Here is a 22,588-nt window from a genome sequence, read left to right as displayed (position 1 = left end):
CCTGACGTGCGGCCGTCAGCCTCCCGGCATACGGCCCCGTCAGCCGTCCTGGCTTGCAGCCGTCAGCCGTCCCGGCGTGTGGCATCGGCCCGGTCGCCCGACGACGCGCCGACCGGCGCGCCCGCACCGCCCTCGGCCTTGCGGATCAGCCGGCGACGGCGCCACAGCACGATCGGCACGGCGCCCGCGAGCCCGAGGGCCGAGGGAGCCGCCGCCATCGCGGCGTTCAGACCCGGCTGGCCGAAGGTGTCCGGCACCGGCAGCGTGGCCCAGCGGTCGATCGGCCAGGCGACGACGAAGGCGCGCCCGACGACGTCGTCCACCGAGATCGTGCCGTCGTGCAGCTCCTGGTTGTAGCGCGAGTCCCGCGAGTCCTTGCGGTGGTCGCCCATCACCCACAGCCGACCCTCGGGTACCTTGACCGGCCCGAACGGCTGGTTGTCACAGGGCGTGTTCCCGGGGAAGAGGTACGGCTCGTCCAGGGCCTTGCCGTTGACCTTGACCGGCCCGCCCGCCTTGCACTCCACCGTGTCCCCGCCGACCGCGATGACCCGCTTGATCAGGTCCTTCTCATCGGCCGACGGCATCAGGCCGATGGCGCTGAGGACCGTCTGGATACCTTCGGCCACCGGACCGGAGTCGGTCTTCGGGGCCTCGTTCAGCCAGCCGCCCGGGTCATGGAAGACGACGACCTCGCCGCGCTCGGGCTCCGAGCCGAACCACGGAGTCAGCTTGTCCACCAGCACCCGGTCGCCACGCTGCAACGTGTTCTGCATGGAGTCCGACGGGATCGAGAACGCCTGCACCAGGAACGTCTTGATCAGCAGCGCCAGCAGCAGCGCGATACCGATCAGGATCGGCAGCTCCTTCCAGAAGGAGCGCTGCTTCTTCTTCGGCTTGCCGTCTCCCTCGCCGTCAGCGGCGTCCGCGGCGTCCTCGGAGTCCCCGGGCCGGGTGCCGGCCTCTGGCGTCGTCCCCGCCTTGTCGGCTACCGCTTCGGCAGGCCCCGTGGACGTCTCTCCGGAGTCGACCGCCTCGTCCGCGGGCGGCTCCCCGGTCGTTTCGGACTGCTTGTCGGGCTCGTCGTGGCCGGACCGTGCGCCGACCGCCACATCCCCCACATCTACTCCTCACGCCGCGTTGCTGCCTGCGCCAGGTTCGACGCAGGCCCACCACTCCCATAACGAGCGGGAGTTCCGCAGGGGTCGGGAGCCGGACCATTCCGTACTGATCCGTGGGGGCAAGCCTATGCGCCGAGCCGTCCGCCTGCTGCTCGCCACTCGGCGCGTCCTTCACTGAAGCATACGTGGATGGCTCCTCCAGCCGTCGCCAGTGGCCGAACGGCCATGCGATCACCATCGCGCGGCCGACCACCCGTTTCTCCGAGATCGTGCCGTGGCCCTCCTCGTCCAGGTGGGAACGGGAGTCCGCCGAGTCCTCGCGGTGGTCGCCCATCATGAAGAGCCGGCCCTCGGGCACCTTAACCTTGAACGGGGTCTGCGACGGCGCGTTGCCCGGGTGCAGATACGACTCGTTCAGCGGCGTGCCGTTGACCGTGACCCGGCCGTCCTTGTCGCAGCACTGCACCGTGTCCCCGCCGACCGCCACCACCCGCTTGATCAGGTCCTGCTCGTCGTCGGAGGGCAGCAGGCCGATGAAGGTGAGGAACTGCTTCGCCTGCTTGATCACCACCGGATCGTCCGCCGGCGGCTTGCGCTCCTCCTGCAGCCAGCCGCCGGGGTCGCTGAAGACCACGACGTCCCCGCGCTCCGGCTTCGCGCCGAACCAGGGGGTGAGCTTGTCCACCAGCACCCGGTCGCCGATCCTGATCGTCTGCTCCATGGAGCCGGACGGGATCACGAAGGCCTGCACCAGGAACGTCTTGAGCACCAGCGCGATCAGCAGCGCCACGCCTATGAGGATCGGGATCTCCTTCACTGCGGAACGGCGCCGCCGGCGCTTGATCCGGCGCAGCTTCTTGCGCCGCTCGGCCCGCCCGCCCGGTACCCGCTCCCCCGGCCGCTCCGCGTCGGCGCTGTGGGCGCCGCCGCCCGCCCGGCAGCGTCCGTGCCGCGGCCGTCCGCGCTTACCCATGGGCCCCGCCCGGCTCCGGGACCCGGTCGAACGCCCCGGGCCGCTCCAGCGACGTCCAGCGGCCGAACGGCCAGCCGATCCACTCGGCCCGTCCGATCACCTTGTCGACCGGGACGGTGCCCCCGCCCGGCGCGCCCAGGTGGTCACGGGAGTCCCGCGAGTCGCTGCGGTGGTCCCCCATGACCCACAGCCTGCCTTCGGGTACGACGACGTCGAAGCGCACCAGCGAAGGGGCGTCGCCCGGGTACAGATACGGCTCGTCCACCGGATGCCCGTTCACCTTGATCCTCCCCCGTCGGTCGCAGCAGGTGACCCGGTCACCGCCGACGCCCACCACGCGCTTGATGTAGTCGGTCCCGGCCGGCTCGGCCAGCCCGAGGGCCGCGCCCACCTCGCGCAGCAGCCCCGTCACCGGGTTCCCGGACGACTCCTCCTGCGCGAAGGAGCCGGTGCCGTCGAAGACCACCACATCGCCGCGGCGCGGCTCACCACCGAAACGGTACGCCAGCTTGTTCACCAGCACCCGGTCTCCGGGACGCAAGGTGTTCTCCATCGACCCGCTGGGGATCAGGAACGGCTGGACGACGAAGGTGCTGACGAGGAGCACCACGGTGCAGCAGATCGCCGCGACCAGCGCGTACGGCCGCCAGCCGCGCCGGCGCGACGAGTCCGGGTGACGAGGACGCGATGAACCCGGCGTGCGCCAACGCAACGAGCGCGACCGCTCCTGCGCACTCTCGTCGGGTGCGGAGGAGCGGTCGCGCTCGGAGACGGTTGCGTCGGTGTCCATCGGGCCAGAGCCTATCCGCCCTGCCCAGGACGCCCGACACCGCTTCAGTTGTCGCGCTTCTCCTTGATCTTCGCGGCCTTGCCGCGCAGGTCACGGAGGTAGTACAGCTTCGCACGGCGCACGTCACCGCGGGTGACGACCTCGATCTTCTCCACGATCGGGGTGTGCACCGGGAAGGTGCGCTCGACGCCGACGCTGAAGCTGACCTTGCGGACCGTGAAGGTCTCGCGCACGCCCGAGCCCTGGCGGCGGATGACGACGCCCTTGAACTGCTGCACACGGGAGCGGTTGCCCTCGATGACGCGGACGTGGACGTTGACCGTGTCGCCGGGGCGGAAGGTCGGGATGTCGCTGCGCAGCGACGCGGCGTCGACGTTGTCGAGCAGGTGAGACATGAGTGTCTGCTTTCCTCGCCGATGCCACAGGTCATCGGCGGTATGTCGGGATGAGGATGGGGTGCCGTCCGATCGGGCCGGCGTCGTGTCCCCCTGTGGCAGGGGCGCCGGCCGGACGTACAGCAGCGCCCTATTCTTCCACGGCCTCGGCCGACCGCCCAAATCGACCGTCCGGCCGCTCCTGCCAGCCCAGCTCGGCCAGGAGCTTGCGGTCGTGTTTGTCCAAGGTGGCGGGGTCGCAGCGTTCGATCAGGTCGGGGCGGTTGCGGCTCGTCCGCCGGAATGCCTCGTCCCGGCGCCAGCGGGCGATCTTGCCGTGGTGCCCGCTGACCAGGACCTCCGGGATGCCCCGGCCGCGCCACTGCGGCGGCTTGGTGTAGACGGGGCCTTCGAGGAGGTCGGCCATCGCGCCGGGGGCGAAGGAGTCGTCGCGGTGCGACTCGGCGTTGCCGAGCACCCCGGGGAGCAACCGGGCCACCGCCTCGGTGATCACCAGGACGGCGGCCTCGCCGCCCGCGAGGACGTAGTCGCCAATGGAGACCTCGTGAACCTCGTAGTGCTCGCCGTACTCCTCGATGACCCTGCGGTCGATGCCCTCGTAGCGGGCGGGGGTGAAGACCAGCCACGGCCGCTCCGCCAGCTCGACGGCGAGCGCCTGGGTGAACGGGCGGCCGCTGGGGGTGGGGACGACGAGGGTCGGCTTCGTCTCCGCCGCACCGGATTCGATGATCGCGTCCAGCGCCTCGCCCCACGGGTCGGGCTTCATGACCATGCCGGGCCCGCCGCCGTACGGGGTGTCGTCCACCGTGTTGTGCCGGTCGTGCGTCCACTGCCGCAGGTCGTGTACGCGCACGTCCAGCTGTCCGCGGGCGCGCGCCTTGCCGACCAGCGAGACGTTCAGCGGCTCCAGGTACTCGGGGAAGATCGTGACGACGTCGAGGCGCATCAGGACTCGTCCCGGCTGCTGGCGACCTCTGCCTGGGCATCGTCGAGGAGGCCGGGCGGCGGGTCGATGACGGCCCGCTGCGCCTCCAGGTCGATCTCGGGCACGATCTCGCTGACGAACGGCACCATGATCTCCTGGCCGTCGGGCCGCTTCACGATCAGCAGGTCCTGGTACGGCAGGTGGGAGATCTCGGTGATCCGGCCGACCTCCGCGCCGTCGACGGTGACCACGTCGATGTCGATCAGCTGGTGGTCGTAGAACTCCTCGGGGTCCTCCGGGGCCTCGTCGGGGTCGACCTCCGCGATCAGCAGGACGTTCCGCAGCCCCTCCGCCGCGGTGCGGTCCTTGACGCCTTCGAAGCGCAGCAGCAGGCGGCCGCTGTGCACCCGGCCGGTCTCGATCGTCAGCGGTCCGGCGGAGGCCGGGTCGGTGGCGAGCCGCGCGCCCGGCGCGAGCCGCAGCTCCGGCTCGTCGGTGCGCACCTCGACCGTGACCTCGCCCTTGATGCCGTGGGCGCGGCCGATCCGCGCGACTACCAGCTGCACTGTGATCAGTCCTTTCACGCACACGGGCCGGGAAGGGCCGTCAGCCCTCCCCGGCCCGTGCCGGTGCTCTATCTCTCGCTGCTCAGCGGATCTGGTCCACGTCGACGAGGTCGACGCGGATACCACGGCCGCCGATAGCGCCCACGACGGTACGCAGGGCGCGTGCGGTGCGGCCGTTGCGGCCGATCACCTTGCCGAGGTCGTCGGGGTGCACCCGGACCTCCAGCACCCGCCCACGGCGCAGGTTGCGCGAGGCGACCTGCACGTCGTCGGGGTTGTCGACGATGCCCTTCACGAGGTGCTCAAGCGCCTCTTCGAGCATCCTCAGGCCTCGGTGGACTCGGAGGAGGAGGCCTCGGCCTCGTCCTTCTTGTCGGCCTTCTTCGCCTTCGGGGTGATGGCCTCACCCTTCGGCTCGTCACCGGCGTCCTTGGCCGCGGCCTCGAACAGCGCGCGCTTGTCGGCCTTCGGCTCGGCGACCTTCAGCGGCTCCGGGGCGGGCAGGCCCTTGAACTTCTGCCAGTCACCGGTGAGCTTCAGGATGGCCAGAACCGGCTCGGTCGGCTGCGCGCCGACACCCAGCCAGTACTGCGCGCGCTCCGAGTCGACCTCGATACGCGAGGGGTTCTGCACCGGGTGGTACAGGCCGATCTCCTCGATGGCCCGGCCGTCACGGCGGGTGCGGGAGTCGGCGACGACGATGCGGTAGTGAGGCGAACGGATCTTGCCCAGACGCTTCAGCTTGATCTTGACTGCCACGGGAGTGGTGTCTCCTGGTCTTGACGTGGTTGGGCACAACGAGATGCCACGTGGGGTTGCGGTACCCGAGTGCCCGATGGACGCGTCAGCCGGAGGAGAGAGGGGTCCTGTGCGGCTGTCGAGTACAGCTGACCATTCTGCCACACGGCGGCCGCGCCCCCGTACGCCGGGCACCCGGTCAGGCGACGGCGGCGGCTTCCGGGATACGGAAGGGCTTGCCGCACCCGCCGCACATGATCGGCGCCTGGGCGAGGACGGACGGAACGACACGGACGTTCCGTCCACACTCGCAGACCGCCTTGACCCGCACGCCGCCGCCGGAGGAGCCATGTCTCGCGGCGGGCCCGCGGAACGTGCGGGAGGTGTCGGCGGTGGTGGCGACGGTGTGCGCCTTGAGGGCGCGCTGGAGCCGCTCGATCGTCGGCCGGTACCGCTTTCTCGCGTCGGCGCTGAGGGTGACCAGGGAGAAGCCGCTGCTGGGGTGTGGTTCCTCCGTATGGTCCAGGCCCAGTTCCTCGGCGATCGCCAGGAACCGGCGGTTGTGGTAGCGGCCGGCGCGGGAGGTGTCCCGGACACCGCGAGCGGCCGCGATGCCATGGACTGCCTCGTGCAGCAGCCGTTCGAAGGAGAGCTCGGCCCCGCAAGCGGACGACGACTCTCCGATCAGGGATTCGGGCGCGGCGAGATCCGGCAGCTCGGGGTGGTGCCGTTGAATGTCGGCCCACGCTTGTGCCAGTTCCGCGGCGAGAACAGGTGGTGTCGTGCTCACGTCGTGATAACGACTCGGCACCGCCCGGTGTTCCGATTCCGGGGCATCTCAAATAATTTTGCACGTACCAGTCAGTTCACGCCGATGCGGTCCTAAAAGCAGCAGACGCTCCGTACGGACGCCAGGTGGCGCCATACGGAGCGTCAACACTACCGGTACGAAGCGTCAGTACGCACGGGCGACGATCGCGATCGTGCCGGGGGCGTCGTCGGCGTCCGGCACCGACCCGTCCTCGGCGACCAGACACCGTACGGTGACCGACTGCTCGGCCAGCTTGGCCTCGCCCTCGGCGCCGAGCGTCGACCAGGGGATACGGGCCCAGCCGGTGGCGGCCGCCTCGACGGCCTCCTCGATCGTGGACACGTCCTTCGTACGCGACTCACGGCGCTCACGGGACTCGCGGAGCAGCTGCGCCTGGTCCTCCTCGAACACCTTGGGCAGCAGCTCGGCGAGGCCGTCGAGGGACACCGGCTCCTTGCCGCCGGGGATGCGGCGGGCCAGCATGGCGGTGCCGCTCGTAAGGTCGCGGGGGCCGATCTCGATGCGCACCGGAACACCCTTGAGCTCCCAGTCGACCGCGCGGCGGCCGAAGGGGGTGTCCACGCGGTCGTCGACCTGGACGCGGATGCCGGCCGCCTTCAGCTGGTCGCCGATCTCGCGGACCTTGGCGACCGCCTCGTCGCCCTTGATCGCCATGACGACGACCTGGACGGCGGCGAGCCTCGGCGGGACACGGAGGCCGTTGTCGTCGCCGTGCATCATCACGAGGGCGCCGATCATGCGGGTCGTGGAGCCCCAGGAGGTCTGCCAGACGAGCTCCTGCTTGCCTTCCTTCGACAGGTACTGCGTGTTGAAGGCCTTGGCGAAGTTCTGGCCGAGCTCGTGGCTCGTTCCCATCTGCAGGGCCTTGCCGTCGCCCATCATGCCCTCGAGGGTGAGGGTGTTGATCGCGCCGGCGAAGCGCTCCTTGGGGGTCTTGCGGCCGAGGACGACGTCCATCGCGAGGACGTTCTCCATGAACTCGGCGTAGACGTTCTTGTGGATGTGCGCCGCGAAGTCGCGGGCGTCCTCCTGTGTGGCGTGGGCGGTGTGGCCCTCCTGCCAGAGGAACTCGGTCGTACGCAGGAACAGCCGCGGCCGCATCTCCCAACGGACCACGTTCGCCCACTGGTTGATGAGCAGGGGCAGGTCCCGGTAGCTCTGGACCCACTTCGAGAAGTAGTCGTTGATGATCATCTCGGAGGTGGGCCGGACGACCGCCGGCTCCTCGAGCTCCTTGCCACCGCCGTGCGTGACGACCGCGAGCTCGGGCGCGAAGCCCTCGACGTGCTCGGCTTCCTTCGTCAGGTACGACTGCGGGATGAGGAGCGGGAAGTACGCGTTCTGGGCGCCGGCGTCCTTGATGCGGGCGTCCATCTCCTGCTGCATCCGCTCCCAGAGGCCGTACCCGTACGGTCGGATGACCATGGTGCCGCGCACCGGGCCGTTGTCGGCCAGCTCGGCCTTGTTGATCAGATCCTGGTACCAGCGCGGGAAGTCGTCCGCCTGGGGAGTGAGTACGGGAGCCTTTGCCATGGCGACGATCGTACGGCGGCCCCGGGCCGAACCGTGAATCGGGCCGTACTGGATGCCGGACCGGTACGCCCACTGGACGGCGGCGCGGAAGCGCAGTTCTCTGGCATGAGGGGCCCGGTCGACAGGGCGCCGCGCGGGGGAGGGAAGGCAATTCGGCACTGCTTTCAGCGGATTGGGGCATGCGATGACACCCACACTCGTCCAGCGGCATCACCCGGACAGCGCTTTGGTACATCCGCGCTCGGATCCGCGGCCCGTTCTCCCCTCCGCTCCGCGGCCGGACCCGGCCGGACCGCGCTCCCGCGCCCGCGCCGTGGACTGGGCGGAGATCCAGGAGCGGATGCTGGTGCCGCTGTACGAGGCGGTCTACGCGCGGCTGGACGTCGGCGCGGGGACCCGGCTGCTGGGGCTCGGCTGCGGCTCCGGGCTCGCCCTGCTGATGGCGGCGGCCCGCGGCGCGGAGGTCTACGGGACGGAAGCGGACCCGCAGCGCCTGGCGCTGGCGCGCGAGCGGCTCGCCCGCGCGGGTGGAACGGCGAGCGGAACGTACGGGAGCAGAGCGCACGGAGACGGCGCGCGCGCCGCGAGCGTGCGCCTGTTGCCCGGCGGTCCCGGCCGATTCGCGGAACACGGCCCCGCCGCCCCGCCGTTCACCTTGGTGACAGCTTTCGACCTGGCCGTGACCGCGGGTTGCGGCGCCGATGGAGGGAGGACGGGGGACGCGCCCGGCGCGGCCGGGGGCGCGGTGGAGGCCACCACGAGCATGCTGCGAGAAGCCGCCGGTCTCACCGAGCGGGGCAGCGCGATCGTCCTGGCGGGCTGGGGGCCGCCGGAGCGGTGCGCCACGGCTTCGGTGTTCCGGGTGGCGGCGCGGCTGGCGTACCGCCCGCTCCTCGGCTCCCCGGGCGGTACGGGCGGCGCCGGGGCGCGCGCCGGCGGGCGGCTGTCGATGGGGGTACCTCCCGTGCCCGAAGGGCTATGGGGGAGAGACGACCTGGAGCTGATCGCGCGGCGGGCGGGGCTGCGGCCGGACGGCTCCGGGCGGGTCACGTGCCCCTTCGGGTACGCGGATGTGGGCAGTGCGGTGCGCGGTCTGCTGTCGACGGGGGTGTTCGACACGGCGGAGCGGGCGACGGACGGCACACAGGTACGCAAGGAGATCACCGAGGCGCTGCACCCGTACCGGCGCCCGGACGGCACGGTGTGGATGCCGAACGTGTTCCGCTACGTCATCGCCCGGACGTAGCCGCGCCGGCTCCTCCCCGCAGGCCGCTCTTGGACGGCGACGTGCCCGTGGCCCGTGAAACGCCGGACGCCGGGCGGACTGGCAGAACCAGCGCGCCCGGCGTCCGGGTGGGACGTCCTGCCTACTTCGGCGGCAGCAGGTCCTTGAACTCCTTGGGCAGTTCGAAGTCCGCCGCGTCCTGACCCGCGCCCGGCAGCCCGAACGCGCCACCCGGCTGGGCCCCGGGTCCGGCCGCCCTGCGCTGTGCGGCGGCCTCCTCCTCGGCCTTGCGCTTCATCGGGTTGCCGCTGCGCTGCTTCCCCTTGGCCTTCTTCTGCTGCTTGCCCTTGCGCTTCGCGGCGCCGCCGCCCATGCCCGGCATCCCGGGCATACCCGGCATCCCGCCGCCCTGGGCCATCCGCGACATCATCTTGCGCGCGTCGAAGAACCGCTCCACCAGGTTCTTCACCGCGCTGACGTCGACACCGGAGCCGCGCGCGATACGGGCCCGGCGCGAGCCGTTGATGATCGTCGGGTCCTGGCGCTCGGCCGGGGTCATCGACTTGATGATCGCGGCGGTGCGGTCCACGTCCCGCTCGTCAAGGTTGTTGATCTGGTCCTTGATCTGCCCCATGCCGGGCAGCATGCCGAGCAGCTTGGAGATGGAGCCCATCTTCCTGACCTGCTCCATCTGCGCCAGGAAGTCGTCGAGCGTGAACTCCTTGGGGCCCTTCGCCAGCTTGGCCGCCATCTTCTCGGCCTCGGCCTGGCTGAAGGTCTGCTCGGCCTTCTCGATCAGGCTGAGCATGTCGCCCATGCCGAGGATGCGGGACGCCATGCGGTCCGGGTGGAACGCGTCGAAGTCGTCCAGCTTCTCGCCGTTGGAGGCGAACATGATCTGCTTGCCGGTGATGTGCGCGATGGACAGCGCGGCACCACCGCGGGCGTCACCGTCGAGCTTGGAGAGCACCACGCCGTCGAAGCCCACGCCGTCGCGGAACGCCTCGGCGGTGTTGACCGCGTCCTGGCCGATCATCGCGTCGACGATGAAGAGGATCTCGTCCGGGGAGATGGCGTCGCGGATGTCCGCGGCCTGCTGCATCATCTCCTGGTCGATACCGAGGCGGCCCGCGGTGTCGACGATGACGATGTCGTGGACCTTGGTCTTCGCGTACTCGATGGAGTCCTTGGCGACCTGCACCGGGTCGCCGACGCCGTTGCCGGGCTGCGGCGCGTAGATGCCGACGCCGGCGCGCTCGGCGACGACCGCGAGCTGGTTGACCGCGTTGGGGCGCTGGAGGTCGCAGGCGACCAGCAGCGGAGAGTGGCCCTGGCCCTTGAGCCAGCGGCCGAGCTTTCCGGCGAGCGTGGTCTTACCGGCACCCTGCAGACCCGCGAGCATGATCACGGTCGGCGGCTGCTTGGCGAAGCGGAGGCGGCGGGTCTCGCCGCCGAGGATGCCGATCAGCTCCTCGTTGACGATCTTGATGACCTGCTGGGCCGGGTTCAGGGCCTGGGAGACCTCGGCACCCAGGGCCCGTTCCTTGACCTGCTTGATGAAGGATCGGACGACGGGCAGCGCGACGTCCGCCTCGAGGAGGGCGATCCGGATCTCGCGCGCCGTGGCGTCGATGTCCGCCTCGGACAGGCGGCCCTTGCCCCGGAGGTTCTTGAACGTCGCTGCGAGGCGGTCGGAGAGGGTATCGAACACGGTGGTGGCGAATCCTTCTGGTCGGCGGTCGGGTCGGCGGTCGGCCTCCAAGGGTATCCGCACGCCCGGGAAACGGTCTGCCCCTGGCTCCTGAGAGCGTTCCCAGGACAGGCGGAACCACCCATAAACGGTGAAGGGTGCCCGCCCGCCCCGGCACCTGGGAACGTTCCCAGGTGCTCAGCCGCCCAGCGCCCGCTCGACCTCCCGCGCCACCTCCGCCGCACGCTCCGCGCGCAGCGGTGCCCCGGCCGTGTCGGTGACGTAGAAGGCGTCCACCGCGTTGGAGCCCAACGTGCTGATCCGGGCGCTGCGGACCACCACTCCGGCCGTCTCCAGGGCGCGGCCGATGCGGTGCAGCAGGCCGGGGGCGTCCTGCGCGCGTACCTCGATGACCGTGGCGAACTGCGAGCTCCCCTGGGCGACGGTGACGCGCGGCGGGGGTGCGTGCAGGCCGCGGCGGCGCGGGTACCTCGCGTAGGCGGCCTCGCGTTCCGCGAGCCGGGCGGCGATGTCCAAGGACCCCTCCAGCGCCCGCAGCAGGTCCCTGCGGAGCCGGGCGGCCTGCGGCAGGGAGCCGTACTCCGCGGCGACGCGCCAGTCCAGCAGCAGGACGCCGGTGCCGGGGGCCGGGGCGCCGGGGGGCGCCGTCAGTTCCTCCGGCAGGTCGACCGCGCGCAGGTCGGCGGCCCGCACGGTCAGCCGGTGCAGCGCGAGCACCCCGGCCGCGGCGGGCAGGATGCCGGGCTGGTCGGGGACGGCGATGAGCAGTTCGACGCCGATGGGCTCGGGCCCGTCGGCGGCGGGACCGTCGCCCTGGTCCCGGGGAGCCCCCGGCTGGGCGTGCAGCGCCAGGACGGGCCCGCCGGTGCGCCAGGCCTCGATCGCCAGCCGCTCCTGCTCCGCCGTGGGGCGCCGGGGCGCGGTGTGGTCGCCGCCCGGTTCGCCGGTGAGCTGGGCGGCGACCCGTGCGACCAGGTCGGCGACGAGGGCGCCGCGCCAGGTGCTCCAGGCGGCGGGCCCGGTGGCGAGCGCGTCGGCCTCGGTGAGCGCGTGGAGGAGTTCGAGGGTGCTGGTGCTGCCGACGGCTGTGGCGACGGACCGTACGGTCGCCGGGTCGTCCAGGTCGCGGCGGGTCGCGGTCTCGACGAGCAGCAGATGGTGGCGGACGAGGGTGGCGAGCACGGCCACGTCCGCGCGGTCGAAGCCGATCCGGGCGGCGACGTCGCGGGCGATGGTCTCGCCGACGACCGAGTGGTCGCCGGGCCAGCCCTTGCCGATGTCGTGCAGCAGGGCCGCGACGAGCAGCAGGTCGGGTCGGCTGACGCGGCGGGTCAGCGACGCGGCCCGGACGGCGGTCTCCACCAGGTGCCGGTCGACGGTCCAGCGGTGCACGGGGTTGCGCTGCGGGCGGCAGCGGACGCGTTCCCAGTCCGGCAGCAGCCGGGTGATCAGCCCTTCGGCCTCCAGCGCTTCCCAGACCTCCACGGTGGACTCGCCCGCGCCGAGGAGGGTCACGAGCTCCTCGCGGGCCTCGGACGGCCACGGGACGGGCAGCGGGCGGGAGGCGGCGGCCTGGGCGAACTGCCGGACGGCGTGCCGGGACAGCGGCAACCCGGCCTGGGCGGCGGCCGCGGCGGCACGCAGCGGGAGCACGGGGTCGCGTTCGGGGCGTGCCGTGCGGGCCAGCACCACCTCGCCGTCCTGCTCGACCACGCCCTCGGCGAGCGGGCTGCGCTCCCCCGCCTCCGTGGCGGCCTCCGGGAGGTGCCCCCGGCCGGCGCGCGCCTTGGCGGCGCCCAGCAGGCCGCGTACGCGCGGCCTGGCGGAGCGGGCACGCAGCACCCGGCCGACCTCGCGCCAGGTGACCTCGCCCGCGTACGCGACGGTCCGCGCGGACTCGTACACCTGGCGCAGCAGGGTGTCGGCGTCCAGCAGGCCGAGTCCGGCGGCCACCTGGTCCTGTTCCTGGAGCGCGAGCCGGTCGGTGGCGCGTCCGGTGGTCAGGTGCAGCGCGTCACGGGTGTCCAGCAGGCGGCCGCGGGCGTCCTCGAGTCCTTCGCGGGGGGCGTCGGCCAGCCAGGACGCGGCGACGGCGCGCAGCGCGGTGGCGTCGCGCAGCCCGCCGCGGGCCTCCTTCAGGTCCGGTTCGAGGAGGAAGGGGAGTTCACCGTGCCGCTGGGCGCGCTCCTGGCACAGTTCGCGCAGCTCCGGCAGGCGCTTCGGGGCCTGGGCGCGCCAGTCGGCGAGGATCGCGGTGCGCAGCCCGGCGGTGAGCGCGGCGTCGCCCGCGATGTGCCGGGCGTCGAGCAGGCCGAGGTGCACCTTGAGGTCCTCCCCGGCAGTCTTGCGGGCCTCTCCTGGGGTGCGTACGGAGTGGTCGAGGGCCAGGCCGAGGTCCCAGACGGGGTACCAGACGCGGTCGGCGAGGGCGGCGAGCTCACCCGTTTCCGCCGAGCCGTCGTGCAGCAGCAGGACGTCCAGGTCGCTGCGGGGGGAGAGCTCGCCGCGCCCGTATCCGCCGACGGCGACCAGGGCGACGCCCGGGGCGTCCCCGAGCAGCTGGGCGAGCCAGTCGTCGGTGAGGCGGGCGAGGGCGGCGCGGCGCGGCGGCCCGGGCCGCGACTCCTCGTGGAGGAGCCGCAGCCGGGCCGCCGCGTAGCCGCCGGGTCCCGAGTCGGGGGTCTGGGTCGTGGTGACGCTCTCCGTCAACTCGGGTCTCCCTGTTCGTGGGGTGTCGGTCGGTCCGGCCTCAGAGGGCGTCCGGGCCGCGCTCGCCGGTCCGGACCCTGACCGCCACGTCCACGGGTACGGTCCACACCTTGCCGTCGCCGATCTTGCCGGTGCGGGCCGCCTTGACCACGACCTCGACGAGGTCGTCGGCGTCCTCGTCCTCGACCAGCACCTCGATGCGGACCTTGGGCACCAGGTCGACGGTGTACTCCGCGCCCCGGTAGACCTCGGTGTGGCCGCGCTGGCGTCCGTAGCCGCTGGCCTCACTGACGGTCAGGCCCTGTACGCCGAACGCCTGCAGTGCTTCCTTGATCTCGTCGAGCCGGTGCGGCTTCACGACCGCGGTGATGAGCTTCATGCGTCTACCTTCTTTGCCGCTGCGGCGATCTGGTCCTGGCTGTGGGCGGGCACGCTACTGCGTCCGGTCGGGGCGCCGCCCACCGCGCTGAAGTCGTAGGCGGTCTCCGCGTGGAACGCCTGGTCGATGCCGGTGATCTCGTCGTCCTCGCTCGCCCGGAAGCCGATGGTGGCGTCGACGAGCTTGGCCAGGATCCAGGAGACGACGAAGGAGAAGGCCATCACCGAGAAGGCGCCGACGGCCTGCTTGCCGAGCTGGTCCAGGCCGCCGACGCCGTCGATGGCGAGGAGGCCGACGAGCAGGGTGCCGATGACGCCGCCGACCAGGTGGACGCCGACGACGTCGAGGGAGTCGTCGTAGCCGAGCTTGTACTTGAGGCTGACGGCCCAGGAGCAGACGACGCCGGCGACCAGGCCGATGGCGATGGCGCCGAAGGCGTTGACGGCGGCACCGGCGGGGGTGATGGCGACGAGTCCGGCGACCGCGCCGGAGGCGGCGCCCAGGGTGGTGAACGCGCCGTGCCGGATGCGCTCGTAGGCGAGCCAGCCGAGCATGGCGGCGCCGGTGGCGACCTGGGTGTTGAAGGCCATGTTGGCGGCGACGCCGTTGGCGGCGAGCGCGGAGCCGGCGTTGAAGCCGAACCAGCCGAACCACAGCAGACCGGCGCCGAGCATCACCAGCGGCAGGCTGTGCGGGCGCATCGGGTCCTTCTTGAAGCCGATCCGCTTGCCGACGACCAGGACCGCGGCGAGGGCGCCGATGCCGGCGTTGATGTGGACCGCCGTACCGCCCGCGAAGTCGATGACCTCCAGCTTGAACAGCCAGCCGTCGGCCTGCCACACCCAGTGGGCGACCGGGAAGTAGACGAGGCTGACCCACAGGGTGATGAACAGGGCCCACGCGCTGAACTTCACCCGGTCCGCCAGGGCTCCGCTCATCAGCGCCGGGGTGATGATCGCGAACATCAGCTGGAAGAGGGCGAAGGCGAGGACCGGGATGCCCTCCTTGCCGCCGGTGAGGGTCTCGGCGTCGATGCCCTTGAAGCCGATGTGGTCGAAGTTGCCCAGCAGCCCGCCGCCGATGTCGTCACCGAACGTGAGCGAGTAGCCGTACAGCACCCACAGCACGCTGACGATGCCGAGCGAGATGAAGGACATCATGAGCATGTTGAGGGCGCTTTTGACCCGCACCATGCCGCCGTAGAAGAAGGCCAGGCCCGGTGTCATGAGCATCACGAGCGCGGCACTGATCAGTACGAATGCGGTATCTGCGCCATTCAATGTCGACGTCTCCTCGAAACCTTCGGCCCGTGCGGGAAGGGGTGCGGGGGGTGTGGGCCGGTTTTCGCCATGAGACTGACGCAGGGCGGTTTCAGTGGACGCCCCTCGGTGTTTCACGGCAGTGACGAAGGGCGGTGCCGTGTTACGCGCGGATGAACCGCCGCGGTACGTGCGGCGGCCTCCCGGGTCAGACGGCTTCGGGGACGTAGTCGGGCATCTGCTCGGCGAGCGCCTCGCCGAGGTGGGCCACGGCGGGCACGTCGCCGTAGTCCCGCACGGCGGTGTCCACGGTCTTGCGCAGCCGGTTGTTCACCCGCTCGGAGCGGACCCGCTTGGCCAGCGGCAGCGCCTCCTGGGCGACGGCCGCGCACTCCTCCGGCTCCTTGTGGAGCAGATGGACGGTGGCCATGCCGATCAGGTTGAGCGCATACGATCGGTGGTGGCCGTCCTGGTGCTCGGATTCGGCGCGGAACAGCTCGACGGCCCGCTCCATGTACGGGGTGGCGAGGTTGGCGTACGTGGGGCTGCGCCCGGCGACATAGGCCAGGTCGCGGAAGGAATGGGCGTTCTCGGCGTTCAGCTCGGCCTCGGAGAAGAAGCGGATCCAGTCCGGGTCCCCGTCGTGCCGCGGGTCGCAGTCGCTGAAGGCGTCCTCGGCCATCCGCACCGCCCGGTGGCACTTGTTGGGCTGTCCCATGTTGGCGTAGGCGCGCGCCTCCATCGCGTGCAGCATCGCCTGCGTGCGGGCGGTGGAGCTCTCCCGGCTGCCGTATTGCGCGAGGTGGATCAACTCCAGCGCGTCGTCCGGCCGCCCCAGGTGGATCATCTGGCGGCTCATGCTGGAGAGGATGTACGAGCCCAGGGGACGGTCCCCGGCCTCCTTCGCGGCGTGCAGGGCGAGCACGAAGTACTTCTGGGCGGTGGGCTGCATGCCGATGTCGTAGCTCATCCACCCGGCCAGCTCGGCGAGCTCGGCGGCGACGGTGAACAGCCGCTTGGCGGCGGGGCCGCCCTGTGCCTCCTGGAGCAGGTCGGTGACTTCGTGAAGCTGGCCGACAACCGCCTTGCGGCGGAGCCCGCCGCCGCACTGGGCGTCCCACTGCCGGAACATCACGGCGGTGGCCTCCAGCAGCTCCAGTTCCGGCCTGGAGAGCCGGGTCCCGCGGCGTAAACGCTCGCCGTCCGCCTGCTGGGGCAGCGGCGGCTGGCCGGCGGGCGTGGGCGCCAGCCAGCGCTGCATCGGCTCGACCAGGGCGGGGCCCGCGGCGAGCGCGAGCGAGGTGCCGAGGAAGCCGCGCCGGGCGAGCATCAGGTCGCTGCGGGAGAACTCGCTGAGCAGCGAGACCGTCTGCGGACCGGCCCAGGGCAGGTCCACGCCGGACGCGGAGGGCGAGGGGTGGGCGGGGCGCAGACCGAGGTCCTCGACGCCGACGACGCATCCGAAGCGCTCCGAGAACAGCTCGGAGAGGATGCGCGGAATGGGCTCGCGCGGCTGCTCGCCGTCCAGCCAGCGCCGCACCCGGGAGGTGTCGGTGCTGACGTGGTGGGCACCCAATTGCCGGGCCCGGCGGTTCACCTGGCGCGCCAGCTCGCCCTTGGACCAGCCGCTGCGCACGAACCACGAACCCAACTGCTCATTGGGGCGTTTGTCAGCACTTCCGCCGTTGCCGCCCACTGGAAGGCCCCCATTCCCGCGTATCTCGATCTGAATCGCCATCAGAATGCCTGTCGGCTCGGCCACTTGCCGATCCGGCGGTCCACTTCGAGCCACCGGCCGACTCCCCGGGCCTCAAGGCCGTGCCTCCGGCATACCCGTAGACGGAGGATGACACCCCGGGTTCGTGCACCGAAAGTAATCTTACGATCACGACCGACGTCAGGGGCTTCCCTTAAACGCCACCATTCGCCACCCCTGCGATGGAACTACGGTCCCGCTTCGCACGATTCACTGGGCGCTGGGCGATCAGGAACTGGTTGCGGCGGCGCGCACGGGGGCGCACGGACAGCACTTCACCACCCGCTACGAGGCAACGCGCCGCCGCCATTCGAGGGCGACACGATGACGACACCCCGTGAGCGTGGCACTCCAGGACGTAACCATCGGCAAGCGGGACCCGTTGGAGGGGGCATGGGCTTCACGATCGGCGGCATCCGGGACAAGCGCTCCGGCCCGCGGCGGCGGGGCCGCCCGTCGGACTGCACGACGGTGGCGGAGTACACCGGACTGTGGGGCTGGGACGTGATGCCGGGAGCCCTGGCCGCACGCGGCCTCGGCTCGGGCAGAAACGAATGCTCATGCGGTGACGTGCGGTGTTCCGCGCCCGGGGCGCATCCGCTGGACTTCGCTTCGCCGGTCCCCGCCGGCGCCACGCTCGACGACGCCGTCGCCGCCTGGGCCGAGGTCCCCGGCGCGGCCGTGCTGCTGCCGGTGGGCCGCTCCTTCGACGTACTGGAGGTGGCCGAGCGGGCGGGGCGGCGAGCCCTGGTCCGACTGGAGCGGATGGGCCTGCCGCTGGGCCCGGTGACCGTGACCCCGCGGGGGCGGGCACAGTTCTTCGTCGCCCCCGGAGCCGCCGCCGAGCTGCCCCAGCTGCTGTACCGCATGGGCTGGGACGACGCCGACCTGGACCTGCGCTGCCTGGGCCCCGGCGACCATCTCACGGCCCCGCCGTCCGACCTGGGCGGCCTGGGGCCGGTGCGCTGGCTGCGCCCGCCGACGCTGGACACGGCGGGGCGTCCGCCGCAGGCCCGGCTGCTGCTGGGCACGCTGGCGTACGTGTGCCGGGGGCTGTGCCGCTGAAAGCCGTCGGGCGGCGTACGGGCTCAGCTCGGTTGAAAGCCGCCGGCGGCGCACAGGCTCGACTCAGCTGAAAGCCGTCAGGCGGCGCACGGGCTCAGTGGACCCGTACGCCGCCTGACGGCGAAGCGCGCTACGCGCCGTCGCCGATCTACGCGCCGTTGCCGATGAGGGCGTCGACGAACGCCTCCGGCTCGAACGGCGCGAGGTCGTCCGCGCCCTCGCCCAGGCCGACCAGCTTCACCGGTACGCCCAGGTCCCGCTGGACCGCGACCACGATGCCGCCCTTGGCCGTGCCGTCGAGCTTGGTGAGCACGATGCCGGTGATGTCCACCACCTCGGCGAAGACCCGCGCCTGCACCAGGCCGTTCTGGCCGGTGGTGGCGTCGAGGACGAGCAGCACCTCGTCGACCGCGCCGTGCTTCTCCACGACGCGCTTGACCTTGCCCAGCTCGTCCATGAGGCCGGTCTTGGTGTGCAGGCGGCCGGCGGTGTCGATGAGGACGACGTCCGCGCCCTCCGCGATGCCCTCCTTGACCGCGTCGAACGCGACGGAGGCCGGGTCGCCGTTCTCGGGGCCCCGGACGGTGCGGGCGCCGACGCGCTCGCCCCAGGTCTGGAGCTGGTCGGTGGCGGCGGCCCGGAAGGTGTCGGCCGCGCCCAGGACGACGGACTTGCCGTCGGCGACCAGCACCCGGGCGAGCTTGCCCGTGGTCGTGGTCTTCCCCGTGCCGTTGACCCCGACGACCATGACGACGCCCGGCTTCTCCTCGCCGTTCGTCCCCACGCCGGGCTCGGTGTGGACCGAGCGGTCGGCCTCGGTGCCGATCAGATGGAGCAGCTCCTCGCGCAGCAGGGCGCGCAGTTCGTCGGGCGTACGGGTGCCCAGCACCTTGACCCGCTCGCGGAGTCGCTCGACCAGTTCCTGGGTCGGCGCGACGCCGACGTCGGCGGTCAGCAGGGTGTCCTCGATCTCCTCCCAGGTCTCCTCGTCCAGGTGCTCACGGGACAGCAGCGTGAGGAGGCCCTTGCCCAGGGAGTTCTGGGATCGGGAGAGCCGGGCGCGGAGCCGGACCAGCCGGCCGGCCGTCGGCTCGGGCACCTCGATCGCGGGCGCCTCGGGCTCCTCGACGACGGCTACGGGCGGAGCCTCCGGCGCCTCGGTCGCCGGGAGGTCCACCTCCTCGATGGTCCTGCGCGGCTCCTCACGCGGGGTTTCGGCCTCCTCGCCGACGTGCGGCTCGGCGGGCGGCGCGGTGACGGACGGGCTGCTCGGCGGGGCCGGGGGCAGCTGCTTCTTCTTGCGGCTGCTGACCACGAGCCCGCTGACCGCGGCGAGCGCGATCACAGCGATGACTGCGGCAAGGATGACGAATTCCATCGACTCTTTCAGAGCCTTTCTCAAGGTCAGGCGGTTATGGAGTCTAACCCGGTGACCCCTATGGCCCCCCGAGGCCCCGTTGCGCTGGTCAGCCTAGTCGCTGGGGTTCCTATGAGCCTCCCCTGGAACTTGATCGCCAAGAGGACGCCCGGGTAGCCGCCGGCGGCCTCCGCGGACGCTCCTCGCCGCCATCGCTGTGGATGGTCATGCGCCACGGCTTCTGAAAGATCCGGGGGTGCCGTATTCATCACGCCCGGCCCGATCGCGACCAATGCTCAGCCTCTCCCCCCTTTACCAGACTGCGCGAGGGCGAGCCTGCCTGTTATGGATATGCCACCCGGGGGAGCGATGGGTGGCCAGACCGTCAGACAGCGGCACGACGTGCTAGGCAGACTCAGCGAGAACCGAAGGGAGGTGGGCTGGATGATCCGCACGTACAAGTTCCTCATGCGGCCCACCGTGCGGCAGAGGCAAGCACTCGGTGAGATGCTGCGCGATCACTGCTCGCTCTACAACGGTGCATTACAGGAACGTCGTGACGCCTTCCGGCACGTCTCCAGAACGACCATCCGGTATGGACATCAGTCCGCGCAGCTCAAGGAGATCCGAGCATTCGCCCCCGAACGGCAGGGCCGCTGGTCATTCAGTTCCCAACAAGCCACCTTGCGCCGTCTGGACAAGGCCTTCGCCGCGTTCTTCCGCCGGATCAAGGCCGGTGAGAAGCCGGGGTATCCGCGCTTCAAGCGCGAAGGCAAGCGGTGGTACGCGGTTCTCACCGCCGAGCGGACGGATCCCGATCCGTTGCCCGCGACCGGCAGCGCGATCGGAATCGACATGGGTATCGCCAACTTCCTCGCCGATTCCAACGGCGGATTTGTGCACAATCCGCGCCACGGCCGGAAAGCCGCCGCCAAACTCGGACAGGCACAACAGGCACTCAGCCGGTGCAAGCGCGGTTCCAGACGCCGCCGCAAGGCGGTCGAAAGAGTCGCCCGGTTACATCGCAAGGTGAGCCGCCAACGGCTCGATCATGCTCACAAGGTCGCGATTGATCTCGTGCGGCAGCACGACTTCATCGCGCATGAAGACTTGAAGATCCGCAACATGAGCAAGGCCCCGGAGCCGCGCCCGAGCGGAGACGGCACCTACGCCCCCAACGGGGCAGCGGCCAAAGCTGGGCTGAACCGCTCAATCACCGATGCCGGGTGGGGGGTGTTCCTCGCGATCCTGAACGCCAAGGCAGAGTGCGCCGGACGGGAAGTGACAGCGGTGGCGCCCCGCAACACCTCCAGACAGTGTCCTGAGTGCGGGCACACCGCCAGAGAGAACCGGCCGACGCAGGAGACGTTCTGCTGCGTCGCGTGCGGCCACAGCGCACACGCTGACACAGTGGGTGCTTCCAACGTCCTACGGGCCGGGCTGGCCCATCGCGAAGCCCAACCGGCGTAGCGAGAAGCCACCCCGTTTGCGGGGCGGAGGAGTCACAACGCTCTCAGTATCAGCCACTCGTCCGGAAAGGCGATCCCGCCTCCGGTCCCGCCTTTGGGTATCGGGACCAAAGCCGCTTATGGCTACACGTTGGAGCAAAGTACGATGGCGCGGCGGCATGCGACGCGCGTAGAGTCCCTCGCGTTCCCCTGTACCCGGCCTTGCGCCCCAGCATGCCCACGCACGGAGCCTGCCTTCATGGATCACGCCACCGCTCCCGCCACCGCGGACGCCACCGCACCCGCCTCTTCTTCTGAAGAGGGCGCCATCGAGACCAGAGGCATCGAGCCGGTTCCGGAGCACGAGCGGCACGGCAGAGCCCGCGAGCTTTTCCCGACCTGGGTCGCCGCCAACATCAGTGTGCTGCTGCTCACCATGGGTGCGGGCCTGGTGGTGTTCAACGGGCTGAGCCTGTGGCAGGTCCTGTTGGTCGGCGTCTGCGCCTCCGCCGTCTCGTACGGCATGGTCGGCGTGGTGTCGTTGGCCGGAAAGTGGGGTGGCGCGCCCGGGCTGATGCTGTCGCGCGCGACCTTCGGCGTCCGCGGCAACTACTTCCCCGGCATGATCCTGTGGATCGCCCGGTTCGGCTGGGAGACGATCAACGCGGTCACCGGCGCGTACGCCATGCTGACCGTGCTGGATCTGCTCTTCGGCATCGAGAGCAACACCCCGCTGATCGTCGTCACCCTCTTCGCCTTCGTCGCCTGCACCTTCCTGGTCAGTGGCATGGGCCGCAAGGTGCTCGCCGTGTGCAACAAGTGGTCGACGTATCTGTTCGGCGCGTTCAGCGTGCTGGTGCTCGGCTACCTGATCGCCAACGTCGACTGGGACAAGGTCTTCTCCCGCCCGTCCGGCAGCACGTCGATGCTGATCGCGGGCATCGGCACCATCGCGGCGGGCGGCATCAGCTGGATCCCGTCGGGTCCGGACTTCACCCGCTACCTTCCGGGCAACACCAGCAGCCGGGCCATCGTCGGTACGACGGTCTCGGGCGCGGCGGTCGTGGTGGTCCCGATGGTGCTGATGGGCGCGGTGATGGCCGCGGTGACCCCGGACCTGGCCTCGGCGCCGGACCCGGTCTCCTTCCTCGGCGACGTCCTGCCGAAGTGGCTGGCCGTGCCGTATCTGATCACCGCGCTGGTCGGCATGCTGCTGATCAACAGCCTGTCGATGTACTCGGCCGGTTTCACCGCCCAGACGATGGGCGTGAAGCTGCCGCGCGCGATGGCGGTCAGCATCAACGCGATCATCAGCCTCGTCGGCGGACTGATCCTGATGCTCGTCGCCGAGAGCTTCCTGTCCTCCTTCATCACCTTCCTCACGCTGCTCGCGGTCTCCTTCTCGGCCTGGATCGGCGTCTTCCTGGTCGACATGGCGCGGCGGCGCGGCCTGGCGGTGAAGTACGACGCGGACGCGCTGACGGACACCGGGCGCGGCGGCCGCTACTGGTACGTGGGCGGCTTCTGCTGGCAGGCGATGGCCGCGTGGCTGGTGGCGCTGGCCACGGGGCTGTGCTTCACGAAGGTCGACTGGTTCACCGGCCCGCTGGCGGACACCTGGCTCGGCCGCAACGGCCTGGGCTGGGCGGTGACGATCGTCATCGCGGCCGCCGTCTTCGCGGTCCTTCCGAAGCCGCGGGAGAACGCGCCGGCGGGGGCCGCCGCCGACCGGGAGCCGGTCTCCCAGGTCTGACGCACCGCGTATCCGGTAACGCCGACGTCCCCCGTGCCCTGGTCGGTCAGGGC

At 71.1% G+C, this 22,588-nt stretch carries 20 protein-coding genes; 4 read left to right on the top strand and 16 right to left on the bottom strand.

The genetic code is table 11. The features are described from left to right. Positions 1-62: 62 nt before the first annotated feature. The 10 genes from lepB (Q3Y56_RS25770) to proS all read right to left on the bottom strand — a co-directional run bounded on the left by lepB (Q3Y56_RS25770) (position 63) and on the right by proS (position 7,873). Positions 63-809, bottom strand: a complete 747-nt coding sequence (gene lepB / locus Q3Y56_RS25770; RefSeq protein ID WP_369696866.1) for a signal peptidase I — start codon at positions 807-809, stop codon at positions 63-65. A gap of 106 nt (positions 810-915) precedes the next feature. Beyond that, the gene (lepB, locus tag Q3Y56_RS25765; protein ID WP_304464198.1) at positions 916-2,094 is read right to left on the bottom strand and encodes a signal peptidase I; all 1,179 of its coding nucleotides are present in this window, start codon (positions 2,092-2,094) and stop codon (positions 916-918) included. After that, positions 2,087-2,884 carry a signal peptidase I gene (lepB, locus tag Q3Y56_RS25760; RefSeq protein WP_304464197.1) on the bottom strand — a complete coding sequence of 266 codons (798 nt, stop codon included), beginning with the start codon at positions 2,882-2,884 and terminating at the stop codon, positions 2,087-2,089. The genes lepB (Q3Y56_RS25765) and lepB (Q3Y56_RS25760) overlap by 8 nt, the downstream gene beginning before the upstream one ends. A 44-nt stretch (positions 2,885-2,928) precedes the next feature. Next, positions 2,929-3,279: a 50S ribosomal protein L19 gene (gene rplS / locus Q3Y56_RS25755; protein WP_304464196.1), complete on the bottom strand. Its 351-nt coding sequence runs from the start codon at positions 3,277-3,279 to the stop codon at positions 2,929-2,931. A 130-nt stretch (positions 3,280-3,409) separates the two neighbouring features. Then, entirely contained in the window at positions 3,410-4,225 is an 816-nt protein-coding gene (trmD, locus tag Q3Y56_RS25750; RefSeq protein WP_304464195.1) for a tRNA (guanosine(37)-N1)-methyltransferase TrmD, read from the bottom strand. Then, complete coding sequence (gene rimM, locus Q3Y56_RS25745; RefSeq protein WP_304464194.1) at positions 4,225-4,770, bottom strand: ribosome maturation factor RimM; 546 nt, start codon at positions 4,768-4,770, stop codon at positions 4,225-4,227. Before rimM ends, trmD begins: the two co-directional genes overlap by 1 nt. Before the next feature lie 82 nt (positions 4,771-4,852). Next, on the bottom strand, positions 4,853-5,092 hold the full coding sequence (locus Q3Y56_RS25740; protein ID WP_176180406.1) for an RNA-binding protein: 240 nt from the start codon (positions 5,090-5,092) through the stop codon (positions 4,853-4,855). Between the two features lie 2 nt (positions 5,093-5,094). After that, positions 5,095-5,529 carry a 30S ribosomal protein S16 gene (gene rpsP / locus Q3Y56_RS25735; protein WP_304464193.1) on the bottom strand — a complete coding sequence of 145 codons (435 nt, stop codon included), beginning with the start codon at positions 5,527-5,529 and terminating at the stop codon, positions 5,095-5,097. A gap of 178 nt (positions 5,530-5,707) precedes the next feature. Beyond that, positions 5,708-6,298, bottom strand: coding sequence for a hypothetical protein (locus tag Q3Y56_RS25730; RefSeq protein ID WP_304464192.1), 591 nt, complete (start codon positions 6,296-6,298; stop codon positions 5,708-5,710). Positions 6,299-6,463: 165 nt separating this feature from the next. Next, positions 6,464-7,873 carry a proline--tRNA ligase gene (proS, locus tag Q3Y56_RS25725; RefSeq protein ID WP_304464191.1) on the bottom strand — a complete coding sequence of 470 codons (1,410 nt, stop codon included), beginning with the start codon at positions 7,871-7,873 and terminating at the stop codon, positions 6,464-6,466. A 184-nt stretch (positions 7,874-8,057) separates the two neighbouring features. Between proS and Q3Y56_RS25720 the strand changes: the two genes are divergently transcribed. Continuing rightward, the gene (locus Q3Y56_RS25720) at positions 8,058-9,119 is read left to right on the top strand and encodes a methyltransferase domain-containing protein (protein ID WP_304464190.1); all 1,062 of its coding nucleotides are present in this window, start codon (positions 8,058-8,060) and stop codon (positions 9,117-9,119) included. A 121-nt stretch (positions 9,120-9,240) separates the two neighbouring features. Here Q3Y56_RS25720 and ffh read toward each other — a convergent pair whose 3' ends face one another. From ffh to Q3Y56_RS25695, 5 genes are all read right to left on the bottom strand, one after another. Continuing rightward, positions 9,241-10,809, bottom strand: a complete 1,569-nt coding sequence (ffh, locus tag Q3Y56_RS25715; RefSeq protein WP_304464189.1) for a signal recognition particle protein — start codon at positions 10,807-10,809, stop codon at positions 9,241-9,243. A 177-nt stretch (positions 10,810-10,986) separates the two neighbouring features. Then, complete coding sequence (locus Q3Y56_RS25710) at positions 10,987-13,518, bottom strand: [protein-PII] uridylyltransferase (protein WP_304464188.1); 2,532 nt, start codon at positions 13,516-13,518, stop codon at positions 10,987-10,989. A 40-nt stretch (positions 13,519-13,558) separates the two neighbouring features. Further along, positions 13,559-13,897, bottom strand: a complete 339-nt coding sequence (locus Q3Y56_RS25705) for a P-II family nitrogen regulator (RefSeq protein ID WP_304464187.1) — start codon at positions 13,895-13,897, stop codon at positions 13,559-13,561. After that, a complete protein-coding gene (locus Q3Y56_RS25700) occupies positions 13,894-15,177 on the bottom strand; it encodes an ammonium transporter (protein WP_304464186.1) in 1,284 nt (427 codons plus the stop codon). Before Q3Y56_RS25700 ends, Q3Y56_RS25705 begins: the two co-directional genes overlap by 4 nt. 187 nt (positions 15,178-15,364) lie before the next feature. After that, positions 15,365-16,894 carry a hypothetical protein gene (locus Q3Y56_RS25695; RefSeq protein WP_304464185.1) on the bottom strand — a complete coding sequence of 510 codons (1,530 nt, stop codon included), beginning with the start codon at positions 16,892-16,894 and terminating at the stop codon, positions 15,365-15,367. Positions 16,895-17,305: 411 nt separating this feature from the next. Here Q3Y56_RS25695 and Q3Y56_RS25690 point away from each other — a divergent pair, with 411 nt between their 5' ends. Continuing rightward, entirely contained in the window at positions 17,306-17,977 is a 672-nt protein-coding gene (locus Q3Y56_RS25690; protein WP_304464184.1) for a bifunctional DNA primase/polymerase, read from the top strand. Positions 17,978-18,125: 148 nt separating this feature from the next. On the opposite strand, the gene ftsY is transcribed toward Q3Y56_RS25690, so the two are convergent. Next, positions 18,126-19,355 carry a signal recognition particle-docking protein FtsY gene (gene ftsY, locus Q3Y56_RS25685; RefSeq protein WP_304464183.1) on the bottom strand — a complete coding sequence of 410 codons (1,230 nt, stop codon included), beginning with the start codon at positions 19,353-19,355 and terminating at the stop codon, positions 18,126-18,128. Between the two features lie 423 nt (positions 19,356-19,778). On the opposite strand from ftsY, the gene Q3Y56_RS25680 reads away from it, so the two are divergent. Both Q3Y56_RS25680 and Q3Y56_RS25675 read left to right on the top strand, forming a co-directional pair. Next, positions 19,779-20,804 carry a transposase gene (locus Q3Y56_RS25680; RefSeq protein ID WP_304464182.1) on the top strand — a complete coding sequence of 342 codons (1,026 nt, stop codon included), beginning with the start codon at positions 19,779-19,781 and terminating at the stop codon, positions 20,802-20,804. Between the two features lie 237 nt (positions 20,805-21,041). After that, positions 21,042-22,535, top strand: a complete 1,494-nt coding sequence (locus tag Q3Y56_RS25675) for a cytosine permease (protein WP_304464181.1) — start codon at positions 21,042-21,044, stop codon at positions 22,533-22,535. Positions 22,536-22,588 lie beyond the last annotated feature (53 nt).

Source organism: Streptomyces sp. XD-27, assembly GCF_030553055.1.
In the GTDB taxonomy this organism is placed as follows: domain Bacteria; phylum Actinomycetota; class Actinomycetes; order Streptomycetales; family Streptomycetaceae; genus Streptomyces.
This window is presented reverse-complemented; position numbering and strand designations above follow the sequence as displayed.